General features: G+C 60.5%; 17 protein-coding genes. 6 read left to right on the top strand and 11 right to left on the bottom strand.

The features are described 5' to 3' along the window. Positions 1–4: 4 nt before the first annotated feature. The 3 genes from ybeY to miaB all read right to left on the bottom strand — a co-directional run bounded on the left by ybeY (position 5) and on the right by miaB (position 2,946). A complete protein-coding gene (gene ybeY, locus CYD26_RS01865; protein ID WP_065760368.1) occupies positions 5–499 on the bottom strand; it encodes an rRNA maturation RNase YbeY in 495 nt (164 codons plus the stop codon). Beyond that, positions 492–1,493: a PhoH family protein gene (locus CYD26_RS01860; RefSeq protein ID WP_065760369.1), complete on the bottom strand. Its 1,002-nt coding sequence runs from the start codon at positions 1,491–1,493 to the stop codon at positions 492–494. The genes ybeY and CYD26_RS01860 overlap by 8 nt, the downstream gene beginning before the upstream one ends. Positions 1,494–1,617: 124 nt before the next feature. Beyond that, positions 1,618–2,946 (bottom strand): tRNA (N6-isopentenyl adenosine(37)-C2)-methylthiotransferase MiaB, encoded by a 1,329-nt coding sequence (gene miaB, locus CYD26_RS01855; protein ID WP_065760370.1) that lies wholly within the window; start codon positions 2,944–2,946, stop codon positions 1,618–1,620. A 130-nt stretch (positions 2,947–3,076) separates the two neighbouring features. Here miaB and CYD26_RS01850 point away from each other — a divergent pair, with 130 nt between their 5' ends. Next, on the top strand, positions 3,077–3,403 hold the full coding sequence (locus tag CYD26_RS01850) for a DUF1820 family protein (protein WP_065760371.1): 327 nt from the start codon (positions 3,077–3,079) through the stop codon (positions 3,401–3,403). A gap of 19 nt (positions 3,404–3,422) precedes the next feature. On the opposite strand, the gene CYD26_RS01845 is transcribed toward CYD26_RS01850, so the two are convergent. The 4 genes from CYD26_RS01845 to CYD26_RS01830 all read right to left on the bottom strand — a co-directional run bounded on the left by CYD26_RS01845 (position 3,423) and on the right by CYD26_RS01830 (position 6,952). Beyond that, positions 3,423–3,971, bottom strand: a complete 549-nt coding sequence (locus tag CYD26_RS01845; protein WP_065760372.1) for a tetratricopeptide repeat protein — start codon at positions 3,969–3,971, stop codon at positions 3,423–3,425. A gap of 225 nt (positions 3,972–4,196) precedes the next feature. Further along, on the bottom strand, positions 4,197–5,477 hold the full coding sequence (gene hemL, locus CYD26_RS01840) for a glutamate-1-semialdehyde 2,1-aminomutase (RefSeq protein ID WP_102051691.1): 1,281 nt from the start codon (positions 5,475–5,477) through the stop codon (positions 4,197–4,199). A 14-nt stretch (positions 5,478–5,491) separates the two neighbouring features. Then, positions 5,492–6,118 carry a thiamine phosphate synthase gene (thiE, locus tag CYD26_RS01835; RefSeq protein WP_065761242.1) on the bottom strand — a complete coding sequence of 209 codons (627 nt, stop codon included), beginning with the start codon at positions 6,116–6,118 and terminating at the stop codon, positions 5,492–5,494. 36 nt (positions 6,119–6,154) lie between these two features. After that, positions 6,155–6,952, bottom strand: coding sequence for a hydroxymethylpyrimidine/phosphomethylpyrimidine kinase (locus CYD26_RS01830; protein ID WP_102051690.1), 798 nt, complete (start codon positions 6,950–6,952; stop codon positions 6,155–6,157). A 265-nt stretch (positions 6,953–7,217) separates the two neighbouring features. On the opposite strand from CYD26_RS01830, the gene CYD26_RS01825 reads away from it, so the two are divergent. The 4 genes from CYD26_RS01825 to CYD26_RS01810 all read left to right on the top strand — a co-directional run bounded on the left by CYD26_RS01825 (position 7,218) and on the right by CYD26_RS01810 (position 13,119). Then, on the top strand, positions 7,218–9,212 hold the full coding sequence (locus tag CYD26_RS01825) for a sensor histidine kinase (protein ID WP_102051689.1): 1,995 nt from the start codon (positions 7,218–7,220) through the stop codon (positions 9,210–9,212). A 79-nt stretch (positions 9,213–9,291) separates the two neighbouring features. Next, entirely contained in the window at positions 9,292–10,944 is a 1,653-nt protein-coding gene (locus CYD26_RS01820; RefSeq protein WP_102051688.1) for an acyl-CoA dehydrogenase family protein, read from the top strand. 66 nt (positions 10,945–11,010) lie between these two features. Further along, a complete protein-coding gene (amn, locus tag CYD26_RS01815) occupies positions 11,011–12,483 on the top strand; it encodes an AMP nucleosidase (protein WP_371917175.1) in 1,473 nt (490 codons plus the stop codon). 6 nt (positions 12,484–12,489) lie between these two features. Next, a complete protein-coding gene (locus tag CYD26_RS01810; RefSeq protein ID WP_099775892.1) occupies positions 12,490–13,119 on the top strand; it encodes a pseudouridine synthase in 630 nt (209 codons plus the stop codon). Here the strand turns inward: CYD26_RS01810 and CYD26_RS01805 are convergent. Together CYD26_RS01805 and CYD26_RS01800 are read right to left on the bottom strand one after the other, a co-directional pair. Next, positions 13,116–13,319, bottom strand: a complete 204-nt coding sequence (locus CYD26_RS01805; protein ID WP_065761247.1) for a DUF2788 domain-containing protein — start codon at positions 13,317–13,319, stop codon at positions 13,116–13,118. The genes CYD26_RS01810 and CYD26_RS01805 overlap by 4 nt on opposite strands. A 56-nt stretch (positions 13,320–13,375) precedes the next feature. Further along, entirely contained in the window at positions 13,376–13,852 is a 477-nt protein-coding gene (locus CYD26_RS01800) for an Lrp/AsnC family transcriptional regulator (RefSeq protein ID WP_065761248.1), read from the bottom strand. A 440-nt stretch (positions 13,853–14,292) separates the two neighbouring features. On the opposite strand from CYD26_RS01800, the gene CYD26_RS01795 reads away from it, so the two are divergent. Next, positions 14,293–15,114, top strand: coding sequence for a DUF6515 family protein (locus CYD26_RS01795; protein ID WP_065761249.1), 822 nt, complete (start codon positions 14,293–14,295; stop codon positions 15,112–15,114). Positions 15,115–15,123: 9 nt separating this feature from the next. Here the strand turns inward: CYD26_RS01795 and CYD26_RS01790 are convergent, their stop codons facing one another. Together CYD26_RS01790 and CYD26_RS01785 are read right to left on the bottom strand one after the other, a co-directional pair. Further along, on the bottom strand, positions 15,124–15,999 hold the full coding sequence (locus CYD26_RS01790; RefSeq protein WP_102051686.1) for a cation diffusion facilitator family transporter: 876 nt from the start codon (positions 15,997–15,999) through the stop codon (positions 15,124–15,126). A gap of 28 nt (positions 16,000–16,027) precedes the next feature. Then, the gene (locus CYD26_RS01785; RefSeq protein WP_065761251.1) at positions 16,028–16,447 is read right to left on the bottom strand and encodes a polyribonucleotide nucleotidyltransferase; all 420 of its coding nucleotides are present in this window, start codon (positions 16,445–16,447) and stop codon (positions 16,028–16,030) included. Between the last annotated feature and the right edge of the window lie 14 nt (positions 16,448–16,461).

Genomic DNA, 16,461 nt, shown 5'->3' with positions numbered 1-16,461 from the left:
GCGGTTACTCGTGATCCTTACAGGTATCGGTGTCGGGGAAATCGTGTTCGTCGTCGGCATACGGGTCAGGGTGACCCAGTTCGGCAAGCAACGTTCGTTCCAGTGCTTCCATCTCTTCGGCCTCATCGTCTTCGATGTGGTCGTAGCCCAGCAGGTGCAGGCAGCCGTGGATGACCAGGTGCGCCCAGTGTGCCTCCAGCGACTTGCCTTGTTCGGCTGCTTCGCGTTCGACCACGGCGACGCAAATGACCAGGTCGCCGAGCAGTGGAATGTCGAGCATGTCATCGGGCACATCGGCCGGGAAGGACAGCACGTTGGTGGCGTAGTCCTTGTGCCGATAGGTGTTGTTGAGCTCGCGGCCTTCGGCTTCATCAACCAGGCGTATGGTCAGCTCGGAGTCGGCGCTGCGCTGACGCAGGGCAAGCTCACACCAGCGACGGAACGTGGCTTCATCAGGGGCGGCGGCATCAGTAGCCAGTTGCAGGTCGAGTTCAACCATCGTGACGGTTGCCTTCGTGCTTGTCCTGCTGCTTGCTGTCGAAGCGCTCGTAGGCCTCGACGATGCGTTGCACCAGCGGATGGCGTACAACGTCTTTCGGCTTGAAGTGGGTAAAGCTGATGCCCGGCACCCCGTCAAGAACCTCGATCACATGCGCCAGCCCTGATTTGGTGCCGCGCGGCAGGTCGACCTGGGTGATGTCCCCGGTGATCACGGCTGTCGAGCCGAAGCCGATCCGAGTGAGGAACATTTTCATTTGCTCGACGGTCGTGTTCTGGCTTTCGTCGAGGATGATGAAGCTGTTATTCAAGGTACGGCCGCGCATGTAGGCCAATGGCGCGATCTCGATGACCTGGCGCTCAATCAGCTTGGCCACATGTTCGAAACCCAGCATTTCGTAGAGGGCGTCGTACAGCGGTCGCAGGTACGGGTCGATTTTCTGTGCCAGGTCGCCGGGCAGGAAGCCAAGCTTTTCGCCTGCTTCGACCGCCGGACGCACCAGCAGAATGCGCCGCACCTGTTCACGCTCCAGCGCATCAACCGCACAGGCCACAGCCAGGTAGGTCTTGCCGGTACCCGCCGGGCCGATGCCGAAGTTGATGTCGTTCGCCAGGATTTCCTTGACGTAGCGCTGCTGGTTGAGCCCGCGCGGGCGGATATTGCCCTTGCGTGTGCGCAGGGTCACGCTCGGTTCGGCGGCAGCCGGGTTTTCCATGGCTTCCAGCGACGACTCCTGCAGGAACAGGTGAACCATGTCCGGCGAAAGCTCGGTAGCCTTGGTTTCGCGGTACAGGCGTCGAAGCAGTTGCTCGGCGGAAGAGGTGAGTTGGGGTTCGCCGATCAATTCAAATTGATTGCCGCGGTTGCGGATTTCAATGGCCATGCGCTGCTCGATGAGGCGCAAATGCTCGTCGAACTGCCCGCACAGGTTGGCGAAGCGGCGAGCCTCAAAGGGCTCGAGGATGAAACGATGAGGTTCTATGGGTGCGTTCAAGGTCGTTTTTTAGCCGCCCAACGGCAATGAGAGTGAATTCAAGGATAACCCCAGAGGCTCACGTGCGAAAGCGCTGAAACGTTCAAGGGTTACCGGGCCCGGTGTGCAGGGCCCGGCCATGCCTTTACGGTAGCAGCGAGCCGAACAACGAGTGAGGCCGTGCATCGTCGATCTGCACGTCGACAAACTGCCCAATCAGTTTGGGATTGTCGCAGCGGAAGTTGACGATACGGTTATTTTCGGTGCGCCCTTGCAACTGCCCAGGGTCACGGCGTGAGTAATCGGTTACCAGAATGCGCTGAACGGTCCCGACCATGCGCCGGCTGATTTCAAAACCTTGATGGTCAAGGCGCTGCTGCAGTACCTGCAGGCGTTCCTTCTTGAGTTCTTCCGGCGTGTCGTCCGGCAGGTCGGCGGCCGGTGTACCCGGGCGCTGGCTGTAGACGAACGAGTAGGAGAAGTCGAAGCCGACATCGCTGACCAGTTTCAGGGTTTGTTCGAAGTCTTTTTCAGTTTCGCCGGGGAAGCCGACAATGAAGTCGGAGCTGATGCAGATATCCGGCACCGCCGCCTTGAGCTTGCGCAGCTTGGACTTGTACTCAAGAACGGTGTGGTTGCGCTTCATCGCGGCCAGTACACGGTCCGAGCCCGACTGCACTGGCAGGTGCAGGTGCTTGACCAGTTGCGGCACGTCAGCGTGCGCCTGGATCAGGCTGTCGGAGAACTCCAGAGGGTGCGAGGTGGTGTAGCGGATGCGACCGATGCCGTCTACTGCGGCAACCACGCGGATCAGCTCGGCCAGGTCGGCCAGGCGCCCATCGTGGGTCAGGCCACGGTAACCGTTGACGTTCTGCCCCAGCAGGGTGATCTCGCGTACACCGTTCTCGGCCAGGTGAATGACCTCGGCCAGTACGTCGTCGAATGGGCGGCTGACTTCCTCGCCGCGGGTGTAAGGCACCACGCAGAAGGTGCAGTACTTGCTGCAGCCTTCCATGACTGAAACGTAGGCAGTAGGGCCGTCGATACGGGGTTCCGGCAGGTGGTCGAACTTTTCGATTTCCGGGAACGAGACGTCTACCTGTGGTTGCCGGGTAGTGCGGGCGGCGTCGATCATCTCCGGCAAGCGGTGCAGGGTTTGCGGGCCGAACACCACGTCGACATAAGGCGCACGCTTACGGATGGACTCGCCTTCCTGGCTGGCGACGCAGCCGCCGACGGCAATGACCATTTCCGGGTTCTGTTCCTTCAGCTCACGCCAGCGGCCCAGCTGGGAGTAGACCCGGTCTTGTGCACGTTCGCGGATCGAACAGGTGTTGAGCAGGATGACATCGGCGTCTTCTGCCCGGGCGGTGACCTCCAGGGCTTGATGTTCGCCCAACAGATCGACCATGCGCGAGCTGTCATACTCGTTCATCTGGCAACCGTGGGTTTCGATATAAAGCTTCTTGGCCATGGGAGATCATCAGGTAATTCAAAGAACCGCGCATTATAAGGGGCGTCAGCGATGGTTCCTAGCGTTGTCGATCAGGTGGCTATGCTATAGTTTGCGCTCTCTTTACCACCTGTCTTCGTTCCCGCCGAAAATGACCAAACGTGCCGATCCGATCTACAAAGTGATTTTTCTCAACCAGGGCCAGGTATTCGAGATGTACGCCAAGCAGATCTACCAAAGTGATCTGTGGGGCTTTCTCGAAGTGGAGGAGTTTATCTTCGGAGAGCGCACCCAAGTGGTGGTCGATCCCAGTGAAGAGAAGCTCAAGGCGCAATTCGAGGGTGTGGTTCGCAGCTTCGTACCGATGCATTCGATCGTGCGTATCGATGAAGTCGAGCGGCTGGGGACACCCAAGATCAGTGAAGCGCGCGGGGGCGGTAACGTGATGCCGTTCCCAATGCCGATGCCCGAGAAGTAAGCAGGATGCTGCCCCGGCGTCAGGGGAGTGGCGAGAAGGGGGTGCGCCCTTCGGCGCTCTGCAGTTCCAGCAGGTACTTGCGGAAGATCTGCCCCAGTACCTGGGTTGCGACCTCCAGCTCGTCACGTGGCATTTGTGCCGACACCTCGTCGGCCATGTCCAGGGCGTCTTCGGCGCCATTGACTGCGGCCATTTTCAGCACGATGTAGGCTTGCACATTGTTGGCCGCCACGCCTTCTCCGCGGAAAAACATGGTGCCCAGGCGGTACTGCGCTTCAGCATGCCCTTGCAATGAGGCCTGTTCGAAGTAGCTCAGTGCCTTGCTCAGGTCGCGCGGTGCATTTTTACCCACGTAGTAGAACTCACCCAACTCGTACTGCGCCTGGGCATCCCCGCCCTGTGCCGCTTGTTGGCAGTCAGCGAGTGCTTGCGCCAGGTCTTCGGGCTGGGAGTCGAGGGTGCAGCGGCCGGTTGCCGGGATCAGCAACGAGTTACCGCCTGCTGTAGCCAGCAGGGGCTGAAGAAGCAACAGGCAGCCCAGGGCAAGGGCGCGGCCGGTGCGGTTCATGGGGATCGACTTACCTCTGCAAAGCTGCGGCCAATGTGTCTGGTGGCACATTATGGGATAACCTGCGCCAACCTTACAAAGTCTTTACTCGATTTTCTGCTTGAGGGGGTGTTTGGTGCTCGCTATTTGCATGTACCGGCCTTGTTGGCGCTGCGGGCAACGCGTGCTCATTGGCATCGCGTCGGCCCCGCAGCGGCGACAAGACGGTCTGTTGCAGGCGGGCGCTTAGAGCTTGGCGAATGCCCGCTCAGCGGCGTCCAGAGTGATCTTCAACTCGGCTTCGCCATGGGCAATAGAGGTAAAGCCCGCCTCAAAGGCGCTTGGTGCCAGGTACACGCCACCTTCCAGCATCAGGTGGAAGAAGCGCTTGAAGCGCTCGGCATCGCTGGACATGACGTCGTCGAAGGTCACGATGTCGTCGGCAGCGCTGAAGTACAGGCCAAACATGCCACCCGCCTGGGTGGTGACGAACGGTACGCCTGCAGCATCGGCACGCTCCTGCAGCCCCTGGAGCAGGCGGCGGGTGAAGTCGCTCAGTTCGTCGTGGAACCCAGGCCGGCTGATCAGCTTCAGTGTGGTCAAGCCAGCGGCCATGGCCAGTGGGTTGCCCGACAAGGTGCCCGCTTGATACACCGGGCCCAGCGGCGCGATCTGCGACATGATTTCGCGCTTGCCACCGAAGCAGCCGACAGGCATGCCGCCGCCGACGATCTTGCCGAAGGTCGACAGGTCAGGGGTAACGCCGTAATAGGCTTGCGCACCGCCCAGGGCAACACGGAAACCGGTCATGACTTCGTCGAAAATCAGGACCACGCCGTGCTTGTCGCATTGTGTGCGCAGGCCTTCAAGGAAGCCGGGGGCGGGCGGCACGCAGTTCATGTTGCCGGCGACCGGCTCGACGATGATACAGGCGACCTCGTTGCCCACTTCATTGAGCATCTTCTCGACGGCAGCAAGGTCGTTGAACGGCAGGGTCAATGTATGTTTGGCGAACGCGGCGGGCACGCCTGCAGAGCTCGGTACGCCCTGGCTCAGAAGGCCAGAGCCGGCTTTTACCAGCAGGCTGTCGGAGTGGCCGTGGTAGCAGCCCTCGAACTTGATGATGCTGTCGCGGCCGGTGTAGCCACGGGCCAGACGGATGGCGCTCATGGTGGCTTCGGTGCCGGAGCTGACCATGCGAACCATTTCCATCGACGGTACGATCGAGCAGACCAGATCGGCCATCTCGGTTTCCATCGCGGTCGGGGCGCCATAGGACAGGCCGTGCTCCAGTTGCTTGCGCACCGAGTCAAGGACGTCTGGGTGGCTGTGGCCCAGAATCATTGGCCCCCAGGAACCGACGTAGTCGACATAACGCTTGTCGTCTTCATCGGTAACGTAGGCGCCTTCGGCGTGCTTGAAGAACAGCGGGGTGCCGCCAACGCTGCGGAATGCGCGGACGGGCGAGTTCACGCCACCTGGGATGTGCTTCTGGGCATTGGCAAACAGGGCTTCGGAACGGGACATGGGGGCTCTCTCAATCAAACAGATTCGAACAGGGCGTTGAAGGCGCGGGCGCGGCGGGTGACTTCCTGCGCGCTGTCGGCACCAAACAGCCCGTGGATGACGGCCAGCAGGTCGGCGCCATGGGCGACCAACGGTGCGGCATTGTCCAGGGTAATGCCGCCGATCACGGCAATCGGCAGGTTGACCCGGCGGCGTGCCTGTTCCAGCAGTTCGATGCTGGCGGCCGGCGCACCGGGCTTGGTTACGGAGTTGAAGAAACGACCAAAGGCCACATAGCTGGCGCCTTCGCGTGCGGCCTGCTCCGCCAGTTCAAGCTGGGCGTGGCAGGTGGAGCCAATGATCGCCTGATGCCCCAACAGCGTGCGGGCCGGCGTCAGCGGGCCGTCGGTCTGGCCCAGATGCACGCCGACACCCAGGCGTGCGGCCAACTCGACATCGTCATTGATGATCAACTGGGTGGTGTAGCGTTCGCAGAGTTTGGCCAGGGCTTCGGCTTCGCGCAGACGTTGCGCCGCGTCGTCACTCTTGTCGCGGTACTGCAACAGGGTCACGCCGCCATCCAGCGCGGCTTCGACATGAGACAAGAACCGACCGGCCAGTAACTGGCTATCTGTAATGGCGTACAAACCGCGTAACTTCATTGCTTGAGCCTCGTGGCCGTGACCGGAAACCAGTCGTCAGGAACAGAAATCCAGGGGCAGACGGCGCGGTACGTACTGGCCTTTGCCCAATTGCTCGGCATCGCGCAGCGTTCGCCAGGTGTAGTCCAGCGCGGATCGCACGGCGCTCTCCAGTTGTTCGCCCAGCGCCAGGCGGCCGGCGAGGGCACTGGCCAGGGTGCAGCCGGAGCCATGGTAGCTGCCAGGCAGGCGCTGGCAGGTCCAGGTGTGGCGCTGGCCATCGCGGCTGTATAGGCGGTTATGGATCTCGTGCTCGTCACCGTGACCGCCGGTAATCAGCAGGTACTTGCAGAAGGGCAGGAGCTTTTCCGCACATTCATCGGCAGTCCCTTCCGGGAGTTCAGCCAGAATGCGTGCTTCCGGCAGGTTCGGTGTGGCGATGGTGGCAATCGGCAGCAGGCGTTCGCGCATGGCGTAACCCACTTCATCCTTGCCCAGCCGTCCGCCGCCGCCTGCACGCAGCACGGGGTCACAGACCATCGGCAGGTGCGGGTGGGTGGCCAGTAGCTCGACCACGGTATCAACCATTTCCAGTGAGCCGAGCATGCCCAGCTTGACGGCTGCTACCGGCGAGTCGTTGAGCACGGCATTGGCTTGGGCCAACACCCACTCACGATCAAGGACGCGGAAGTCGCTGACATTGACGGTATCCTGCACGGTCAGGGCAGTCACGGCGGGTGCAGCGTGACAGCCTTGAGCGATCAGGGCTTCGATATCTGCCTGCAAGCCGGCGCCGCCACTGGGGTCGTGGCCGGAGAGACAGAGGACAACGGGGCGGGAGCTGTAGGTATTCATGGTGCGCGAGCTTAACATTAAACGCATTTTGCGGGTCTTCCCCTGCCAGGTTGATTTTTTGGCAAAGGGGTCAGGTATTTTTGTGTTGGTTGCCTGTAATGCCCGAAATAGAGCCTTTTCTTTGTATTTTAGAGTGGCGGCTAGTAAGCCTCGACAGCTATGCTAGAGTGCTCTCAATACTGATAACAGGCACCGCCGGATTTCGTCGTCTCAAAAGGAAAGGAGGCGAACGCGACGCAACCGGGGCAGACCATGCTGGGGCTGTATGCGCTATTTGCTGATTTTGTTGCTGGGCTGCCTGCCAACCTTTGCTGGCGCGGTCGACTTTGACGACGCCACTCGCAGCCTGCCGCTAGGGCGCTTGATGCAGGTCTATGAAGACCGTGAGGGCCATGCCGATATTGCTCAGGTGAGTGCAGCGGCCTTCAGCGATCGATTCAGCTCCCATGACGCTGACGTGCTCAACGCAGGCTATTCAAGATCGGTGTTCTGGCTCAAGGTGGACCTGCACTACCTGGCAATGCCCCAGGCAAGTGCACGTAGCTGGTTGCTGGAGCTGGCCTACCCGCCGCTTGATCATCTGGAACTGTATCTCCCCGACGATAGTGGCACCTACCGGCTGGCTCAGCGCACCGGTGATGCGTTGCCTTATGACAGCCGTCAGATCAAGCAGAACAACTACCTGTTCGAATTGCCGTTCAAGCCTGATCAATCGATGACGGTCTACCTGCGCCTGCACAGCGAGGGGTCGGTTCAGGCGCCGTTGACCTTGTGGGCTACCGATGCCTATCTGGAGGCACAGCCGACACGCTTGTATGTGCTGGGCCTGATCTATGGTGTGCTGCTGGGAATGCTGGTGTACAACCTGTTCATCTACATCAGTGTGCGCGACACCAGTTACCTCTATTACATCCTCTACATCGCCTCGTTTGGTTTGTATCAGGTTTCGGTAAACGGCGCCGGGGTGGCTTACTTCTGGCCGGAAAACCCCTGGTGGGCCAATGCGGCCACGCCGTTCTTCATTGGTGCGGCGGGTTTGTTCGGTTGTCAGTTCGCCCGAAGTTTTCTCCAGATGGCGCAACACAGCCGAGTGCTTGATCGTTTGTTGCTTGCCTTGATGGCCTGTGCGGTCGCGGTCGTGCTGATGTCGTTGACCCTCAGCTACGGCATAGCCCTGCGCCTGGCTACTTTGCTGGCGTTGATGTTCACCCTCAGTATTTTTACCGCCGGTGTGTTCGCCTGGTGGCGCGGGTTGAGGGTTGCGCGTTACTTCATCATTGCCTGGTCGGCGTTTTTGCTCGGTGGTTTGGTGAACACCCTGATGGTGTTGGGCTATCTGCCGAACGTCTTCCTGACGATGTATGCCAGCCAGATCGGTTCTGCGCTGGAGGTCGGTCTGCTGTCGTTGGCGCTTGCTGACCGAATCAACAGCATGCGCGACCTGCAGGCGCGAACCTTGCGCGAAACCGGGGAGAGCCTTGAGCGGCTCAATCAGCAATTGGCCAAGAGCAATCGGCTCAAGGATGAGTTCCTCGCCACCGTGACGCATGAGCTGCGCACACCGATGAACGGTGTCATTGGTTGCCTGGAACTGATGCAGACCCTGCCAATGGAGCCAGAGCTTGCGCAGTACCAGCAAACGGCCAGCGGCTCGGCGCGGGACATGATGCGGATGGTCGATGACATCCTGGTGCTGACGGAACTCCAGGCCGGGCGACTGCAGCAGCACAACGAACCCTTCAGCCTGCGTGGCGTCTTGCATGAGTTGCGTGGGCAGTTCACCGCTCAGGCGTTGCACAAGGGCTTGTACGTTCGCCTCGAGATCGCTGCCGGCTTGCCGGATACCGTGATCGGTGATCGACAGAAGCTGGCCTCATGTTTGGGTTACTTGCTCGATAACGGCATCAAGTTCACTCATCGTGGTGGTGTGACCGTGCACATCAACGGCGTGGCACAAGGTTCTGGGCAGTTGTGCCTGACCATCAGTGTTCGTGACACTGGAATCGGTTTTGCGTGCCTGGACCAATCGACCGTGTATCAGCGTTTTTTCCAGATTGATGGTTCGATGACCCGTGAGTACGGCGGGTTAGGCATCGGTTTGGCGATCTGTCGGCAATTGGCCGAATTGATCGGCGCCCGTTTGACACATGAGTCGCAGCCGGGCGAAGGCAGCTGTTTCGAGTTGTCCCTGTGTGTGGCGGCCAACCCCGTGCAGATCGCCGACTTGAGCCTTAACCGAGGCCAAAGCCCGGTCAGTTAGGCACTTTTGTCACTTTGAACCGGGGGCGGCGCGTGATTCACTGAGGTTCAGTCATGCGTGAATCTGTCAGGAGCCCCCGATGAACCTGCACCAGTACGCTGAAACCCACGAGGTCACCAACCAGCCACCTTCATTGGATGGCGCCAACCTGTACCGCATTGATCTGCCTTTGCAGCAGTGGTCGCAACGCTTCGGTGCGGGCTGGGCGCAAGCACGGATCGACGCCTACGGTGCACTTGCCGGTGGGCCGCTTATGGCCGCCGGGTTCCTTGCCAACCAGCACAAGCCCCAATTCAAGAGTCATGATCGCTACGGCAACCGGATCGATCTGGTGGAGTTCCATCCGGCTTATCACGAGCTGATGCGAACGGCCATCGAACATGGCTTGCCTTCACTGCCCTGGACCTCACCGGGCGAGGGCGCTCATGTCGCACGGGCTTCGATGACTTATCTGCACAGCCAGGCCGAGGCCGGCAGTGGTTGCCCGTTGACCATGACCTTTGCAGCGGTGCCGACCCTCAAGTTGCAGCCAGAGCTGGCCCAGTATTGGTTGCCCAAGGTGCTCGCCACCGAGTACGACCCGCGCAACGTCGGAGATCGGCACAAGGCGGGCGTTACGCTGGGCATGGCCATGACCGAGAAGCAGGGCGGCACCGATGTGCGTGCCAACACCACCCGGGCTTACCCCGTCGGTGCGGCAGGCCCGGGCCAGGCCTACGAACTGGTCGGGCACAAGTGGTTCTGTTCCGCGCCCATGTGCGATGCCTTCCTGACCTTGGCGCAGACCCATAAGGGGTTGAGCTGTTTTCTGCTGCCGCGTCACCGCCCTGACGACAGCCGCAATCAATTCTATATCCAGCGCTTGAAGGACAAACTGGGTAACTGCTCGAATGCGTCCAGTGAGGTGGAGTTTCGCGGCGCCCTTGCCTGGATGGTGGGTGAAGAGGGGCGCGGGGTGCCAACCATCATCGAAATGGTCGGCATGACCCGCTTCGATTGCATGGTTGGCTCCAGTGCGTTGATGCGCCAGGCGTTGACCCAGGCTGCGCATCACTGTGCTCACCGCCAGGTGGGTGGGCGCCTGCTGGCTGAGCAGCCACTGATGCAGAACGTCATTGCCGACCTGGCCCTGGAAAGCGAGGCCGCCTTGGCCCTCAGCCTGCGCATGGCGCACGCCCTGGATCAGCCGGATGATCCGCAGCAGGTGCGATTTGCTCGCCTGGTGACAGCAGTGGGCAAGTACTGGATCTGCAAGCGCGCCCCGGCAATGATCAACGAAGCGGCCGAATGCATGGGCGGTGCCGGTTATGTCGAGGATAGTATCTTGCCGCGGCTGTACCGCGAGGCGCCGGTCAATTCGACCTGGGAAGGCTCCGGTAACGTGCAGTGTCTGGATGTACTGCGGGCATTGTCGAAAGAGCCGGGCGTGCTCGATGCCCTGTTTGCCGAGCTTGGTGATGGCCATGGCGATGCGCGTCTGGCGGCGCACATCGTCACGCTGAAGAAAGCGTTCAGTGATGTCAGTGATATCCAGTACCGGGCCCGGCAACTGACTGAGGCGATTGCCTTGGGGCTGCAAGCCAAGCTGCTGCTGGAGGCCGGTAATGCTGCGGTCAGCGATGCATTTATTGCCAGTCGTCTGAGTGGCGATGGTCGTGTGTATGGGACCTTGCCACGTGGTCTGGACGTCACCGCTTTGGTCCAGCGTTCGACGCCGCATTGGCCGCTCTAAACAGACGTGCCTTTAGGCGCGGATATAGGCAAGATGGAATCCTGCACGTCAGACAGGAAGTACATTGTGAACCGCACTGCTGAAGCCTTTGTTGTCGTAGAAACCGCCGATGAGGCGGTCGATCGTCTGGCCGCCCTGCACGAGCAGGCAACCGGGGCCTTGAGCCAGGCGCTCAAGCGCTACCTCAAGGACCGTACCGAGCCGAGCGCCGCCGAACGCGCACAGTTCCGATATCCTGAATTGCGTCTGACCTATCAGTATCAAGGTGAAGTACCGGCCATTACGAGGGCCTATGCCAAGGTCCAGTTACCCGGTACCTACAGCATTACCGTGACCCACCCGTCCGCGTTTCGCAGCTATCTGCTGGAGCAACTGCGCCCGTTGATGCGAGATTTCACCGTGACGGTGGAAGTGGGTGTCAGCGAGCAGAACATTCCATACCCTTACGTGGTTGAGCAGGGCGATGAGTTGGCGGGCAGTGGCATTACCGCCGCCGTGCTGGCACGGGTCTTCCCCAGTACCGACCTGTCGGCAGCCACCGACGGTATTGCCGACGGCCTGTATGACTGGGCCAACGTCGATCCGCTGCCGCTGGCGCTGTTCGATGCGGCGCGGGTGGATTTCTCATTGCGTCGTCTGGTGCATTACACCGGCAGCGACTGGCGTCATGTGCAGCCGTGGATTCTGCTGACCAACTACCACCGTTACGTCGACCAGTTCATCAGCCATGGCTTGGAGCGTTTGCGCGACGATCCACGTTTTGTGCGGATGATCCTGCCGGGCAATGTCATCATCGAAAAGGCCATGGACAACGGTGAAGCCCAGGCGCTGGTTGCCGGAGTGGTCTGGCACCGTTACCAGATGCCGGCGTATCACCTGATCGCGGCCGATGGGCATGGCATTACCTTGGTCAACATTGGCGTCGGCCCGTCCAACGCCAAGAACATCACCGACCATCTGGCGGTACTGCGTCCGCATTGCTGGTTGATGATTGGCCACTGTGGCGGCCTGCGGCAGTCGCAGACCATTGGTGACTATGTACTGGCTCACGCCTATATGCGTCGCGATGGGATTCTTGATCGCGTGGTGCCGCCTAATATCCCGATACCGGCGTTGGCTGAAGTCCAGCTGGCACTGCAGGAAGCCGCAGCGCAGGTGACGGGTGAGCGTGGCGATGAGCTGAAAAAACGCCTGCGTACCGGCACGGTATTGACCTATGACGACCGCAACTGGGAGCTGCGCTGGGCCCAGGAGCGACCGCTGATCAACCTCTCGCGAGCCGTGGCAGTCGACATGGAAAGCGGTACGATTGCGGCGCAGGGTTATCGCTTGCGGGTGCCCTATGGCACGTTGCTGTGTGTCTCGGACAAACCGTTGCACAGTGAAATCAAGCTGCCTGGTTCGGCCAACGCGTTCTACAATCGAGCGGTCAGCCAGCATTTGAAGATTGGCATCGCGGCACTGGACCTGCTGCGTAACCAACTGAACGCGCTGCACTCGCGTAAACTGCGCAGTTTCGATGAGCCGCCGTTCCGCTGAGGCCCCATGCCGTTACCCCCTCGTACCAAGCCGCGCCGCCCTGCGGCCAAGCCGTTCGCCCCGCGTCGCCAAGCCAAGGCGCCGCCGGCCGAACCGCGGCTGATCCTGTTCAACAAGCCCTTCGACGTCTTGACCCAGTTCAGTGACGGCGAGGGGCGAGCAACGCTCAAGGACTACATCGACATCCCCGGAATCTATCCGGCAGGGCGCCTGGACCGTGACAGTGAAGGGCTGTTGTTGCTGACCAATGACGGTCAGTTGCAGGCCCGCATTGCCGACCCCAAGCACAAGCTGGCAAAGACCTACTGGGTACAGGTCGAAGGTGAACCGAGCGATGAGCAATTGCAGCGGTTGCGTGATGGTGTTGAGTTGAACGATGGCATGACCTTGCCAGCACAGGCACGCGCCTTGGATGAGCCGGAATTATGGCCGCGCAATCCGCCGGTGCGCTTTCGCAAGAGCGTGCCGACCCATTGGCTGGAGCTGGTGATCAAGGAGGGGCGTAACCGTCAGGTGCGGCGCATGACCGCAGCGGTAGGCTTGCCGACCCTGCGGCTGGTCAGGGTCAGGATCGGCAACTGGACGCTCGATGGGCTTGATCAGGGCTGCTGGCGGGAAGTCCCGGCCAAGCTCTAGACCCCTTCGATGTAGCCGATCACCACGCTCTTGATGATGAAGGCAAGGATGCCCAGGCCCAGCACGAAGAACAGAATGAACGTGCCGAATTTGCCAGCATTGGATTTTTTCGCCAGGTCCCAGACGATAAAACCCATGAAGCCAATCAAGATGGTAACCAGGCCGGTCATCATCCACTCTTCAAATACCGCAGGATCCATCGATCTTCTCCAGGCAGGCTGAGGCGCGGCATTATACGCCTGTACGAATGGCCTGACTAACGCAGGTGCGTCAACGGTAGTTCGGTGCTAGCCAGTACCTGGTTGAGTACGAAGCTTGAGCGTACGCTGGTCACCCCTTCGATACGCGTCAGGTGGCCGAGCAGCAGCTTCTGGTAGTGGTCCATGTCGGGCACCACGACTTTGAGCTGGTAGTCGGCGTCCATCCCGGTGACCAGGCTGCATTCGAGCACTTGCGGCAGGTTGCGGATGGCTGCCTCGAAGGTTTCAAAACGCTCTGGTGTGTGCCGGTCCATACCGATCAGGACGTAAGCGGTCAGGCTTAAACCGAGCATCTTGCGGTCGAGCAGAGCAACCTGGCGGGCGATGTAACCGTCATCTTCGAGTTGTTTGACCCGCCGTGAGCAGGGCGACGGCGACAGGCCAATACGCTCGGCCAGCTCCTGGTTGGAGATGCGCGCATCGCGCTGCAATTCGGCAAGAATACTCAGGTCATAGCGGTCCAGCTTGCTCATGGATCAGGCCTTTTCTGTTTCGATTGCGCTGAATTATCTATCTTTAGTTAAAAATTGCGCAACTAGTGTTTTGATCAGCAATATTCGCAATCCGCTGCCGCAGCTGTCGCCGTATTCTTATTTCCAGAATCACTGCCCGGACATCAGTCCACGGCGGCTGACCCAATCAGGACAGCCGCGGCCAGCAATCCCACAGGGTTGTGCTCGGCCCCCGGGCTACACACTGTCCAGAAGACGGCGTGAGGTGAGCCGGCGTCAAAAGCGTCGAGCACGGACAAAATTATCAAGGGGAGGCCTAAGGGCCTCCCTTTTTTATGCCCTGAATTTTTCATCTACCGGTCGATTACCCGCCCTGGCAGGCCTGATACAGTGATGGCAGAACACGCCTGTGGTGTCTGCTGTCTTCGCTATAGGCCCATCTTGACCCCGTGAGGAACAGCATGAAGTCGTGCATCTGGCGCCTGGCCGGTGTTGGTCTGTTTTGTGTGAGTATGAGCGCCCTGGCGCAGGGCGAGCGTTATGGCCAGCAGTCGCCCAATGGCGATGAGCAGCCCGCCGCCTCGCTACCGATCCAGTCACGCCCGGATGAAGTGCGTCAGACGCAGCAACCGCGGCAGGGATACTACCAGGACATTCCACGACGCAATGGCTACAACCAGCACTGGCAGGCGGGTGGTGCCGGGCAGCGACCGCATGAGGATTGGCCGGGGCGGCCTGATGGGCATGGCAATGGCTGGGGTGAAGGCCCGCAGTATCGACCGGGGCATGTGATCGATCGCTTTCCCGAGCAGTCCTGGAAAGTCCCCTACCGAGGCCATGATTACTTCTACTCAGGTGGTTACTGGTATCGACCGCAAGGGCCGCGCTATGTGGTCGTGGCACCGCCTTACGGGGCAAGGGTGACCTATTTGCCGCCCTACGCGCGCGAGGTGTGGGTTGGCAACGCGTTGCTGTTTATGGTCGCGGGTACTTATTACCAGTACCTCAACGACCGCCAGGAGTATGTGGTGGTCAATCCACCGCAGGCCAACACGGCGCCTCAGGCTGAACCGAGTAACGGTTATGACGTGATTGCCTACCCGGCCGAGGGGCAGACGCCGCAGCAGATCCAGCAGGACCGCTACGAGTGTCACCGCTGGGCTGTGGAGCAGAGTGGTTTTGATCCGGCAGCGGCCAGCTACGCGCCGGCTGCCTATGTGGCTGACAACTACCGGCGTGCGCTGGGCGCGTGTCTGAGCGGGCGTGGCTACAGCGTGAACTGATTCCTGTGCTTAGTGTGGCGCCGGGTCGGCGTGTACCAGCACTTCGGCCCTGGGGAAGCGTTCGTTGATTGCCGCTGCCGCTTCTTCGCAGAGTGAATGGGCTTCGCGCAGCGGCAAGTCGCCCGGCAACTCCAGATGCAACTGAACGAACCAGTGCTGTCCAGAGATGCGCGTACGCAGGTCATGAGCGCCCACGACACCTTTGACGGAACAGGCCAGCGCCAGCATTTCCTCGCTGACGTCCTCTGGTAATGACGTGTCCATCAGGATCGCCGTGCTTTCGCGAGCGATCTGCAGTGCACTCCAGAGGATGTACAGCGCGATTCCCAGGCCGAAGTAGGCATCCAGTTGCGGCCAGCCGAACATGGCCAGCACCAGCGCCAGCAAAATACTGCCATTGAGCAGCATGTCGGAGCGGTAATGCAGCGAGTCGACACGAATGGCCGTGGAGCCGGTGATACGGATCACGCGTGCCTGGAGCATCAGCAAGGCCGCCGTCAGCACCAGCGACAACACCATCACGCCGATACCGACGTTGGTGTTGCCGAGCGGTTCTGGGGTTTCCAGCCGATGGTAGGCCTGGATGCCGATCAATACGGCACTGACCCCGATGAACAGCGCCTGAGCCATGCCGGCCAATGTTTCCGCCTTGCCGTGACCGTAGCGGTGATTGTCATCGGCAGGACGCAGGGCGTAATGCACTGCCAGCAGGTTGAGAAAGGACGACACGCTATCGAGCAGCGAGTCGGTCAAGCCTGCCAGCAGGCTGACTGACCCGCTAAGCCACCAGCCGATGGCCTTGGCCAGTACCAGAGTACAGGCCACCGCAAGCGACGCGCGGGTGGCCAGGCGCAACAACCGTTCATGTTCAGCGGCTTCACTCATGGGGTATCTATGTCCGTGGAGGGTTGTTTCAGGCAGCAGGCTTGAGGCCGTACATTGCCAGTTGCTCGACACTGCCTTTGTGCTGGATCAGGCGCGGGTCATTGAGTGGCAGGTGCTGGTTCAGCTCCTGCTGGAGGATGGCTTGCAGCTTTACCAGGTCCACTTTGCCGTCAGGCCCCAGGGCCGGTTGCAGTTTTTCCGGTGATATCTGGGCGTGCCTGCCGCCCGGCATGTAGATAGCGCCGGTGGCAAAGTCGATGCCGAAGGCGATCAGGCCGGGGATGACAAAGAACAGGATGCCGATGGCATCCATGGCGGCAATCACCGGGTCGATCTTGCCGGAAATCTGGCCGCGTCGATCCGGGTAGAACAGGGTGCCGCAGGCCGTCAGTTGGGTCAGTAAGCAGGTGATCAGAGCACCGCCAATGAGGCGGGAAGGCATACGCATAGAAATCTCCGCAA

Origin of the sequence: Pseudomonas sp. FFUP_PS_473, from assembly GCF_002858665.1 — a bacterium.
Lineage (GTDB): Bacteria > Pseudomonadota > Gammaproteobacteria > Pseudomonadales > Pseudomonadaceae > Aquipseudomonas > Aquipseudomonas defluvii.
This window is presented reverse-complemented; position numbering and strand designations above follow the sequence as displayed.

Excerpts from the sequence above, each read along its gene's own strand:
- CYD26_RS01850 (WP_065760371.1), top strand. The coding sequence starts at position 3,077 with ATGACCAAACGTGCCGATCCGATCTACAAAGTGATTTTTCTCAACCAG.
- CYD26_RS01810 (WP_099775892.1), top strand. The coding sequence starts at position 12,490 with ATGCCGTTACCCCCTCGTACCAAGCCGCGCCGCCCTGCGGCCAAGCCG.
- CYD26_RS01800 (WP_065761248.1), bottom strand. The coding sequence starts at position 13,852 with ATGAGCAAGCTGGACCGCTATGACCTGAGTATTCTTGCCGAATTGCAG.
- CYD26_RS01845 (WP_065760372.1), bottom strand. The coding sequence starts at position 3,971 with ATGAACCGCACCGGCCGCGCCCTTGCCCTGGGCTGCCTGTTGCTTCTT.
- CYD26_RS01790 (WP_102051686.1), bottom strand. The coding sequence starts at position 15,999 with ATGAGTGAAGCCGCTGAACATGAACGGTTGTTGCGCCTGGCCACCCGC.
- CYD26_RS01820 (WP_102051688.1), top strand. The coding sequence starts at position 9,292 with ATGAACCTGCACCAGTACGCTGAAACCCACGAGGTCACCAACCAGCCA.
- CYD26_RS01785 (WP_065761251.1), bottom strand. The coding sequence starts at position 16,447 with ATGCGTATGCCTTCCCGCCTCATTGGCGGTGCTCTGATCACCTGCTTA.
- CYD26_RS01795 (WP_065761249.1), top strand. The coding sequence starts at position 14,293 with ATGAAGTCGTGCATCTGGCGCCTGGCCGGTGTTGGTCTGTTTTGTGTG.
- ybeY (WP_065760368.1), bottom strand. The coding sequence starts at position 499 with ATGGTTGAACTCGACCTGCAACTGGCTACTGATGCCGCCGCCCCTGAT.
- CYD26_RS01830 (WP_102051690.1), bottom strand. The coding sequence starts at position 6,952 with ATGAATACCTACAGCTCCCGCCCCGTTGTCCTCTGTCTCTCCGGCCAC.
- CYD26_RS01805 (WP_065761247.1), bottom strand. The coding sequence starts at position 13,319 with ATGGATCCTGCGGTATTTGAAGAGTGGATGATGACCGGCCTGGTTACC.
- miaB (WP_065760370.1), bottom strand. The coding sequence starts at position 2,946 with ATGGCCAAGAAGCTTTATATCGAAACCCACGGTTGCCAGATGAACGAG.
- thiE (WP_065761242.1), bottom strand. The coding sequence starts at position 6,118 with ATGAAGTTACGCGGTTTGTACGCCATTACAGATAGCCAGTTACTGGCC.
- CYD26_RS01825 (WP_102051689.1), top strand. The coding sequence starts at position 7,218 with ATGCGCTATTTGCTGATTTTGTTGCTGGGCTGCCTGCCAACCTTTGCT.
- hemL (WP_102051691.1), bottom strand. The coding sequence starts at position 5,477 with ATGTCCCGTTCCGAAGCCCTGTTTGCCAATGCCCAGAAGCACATCCCA.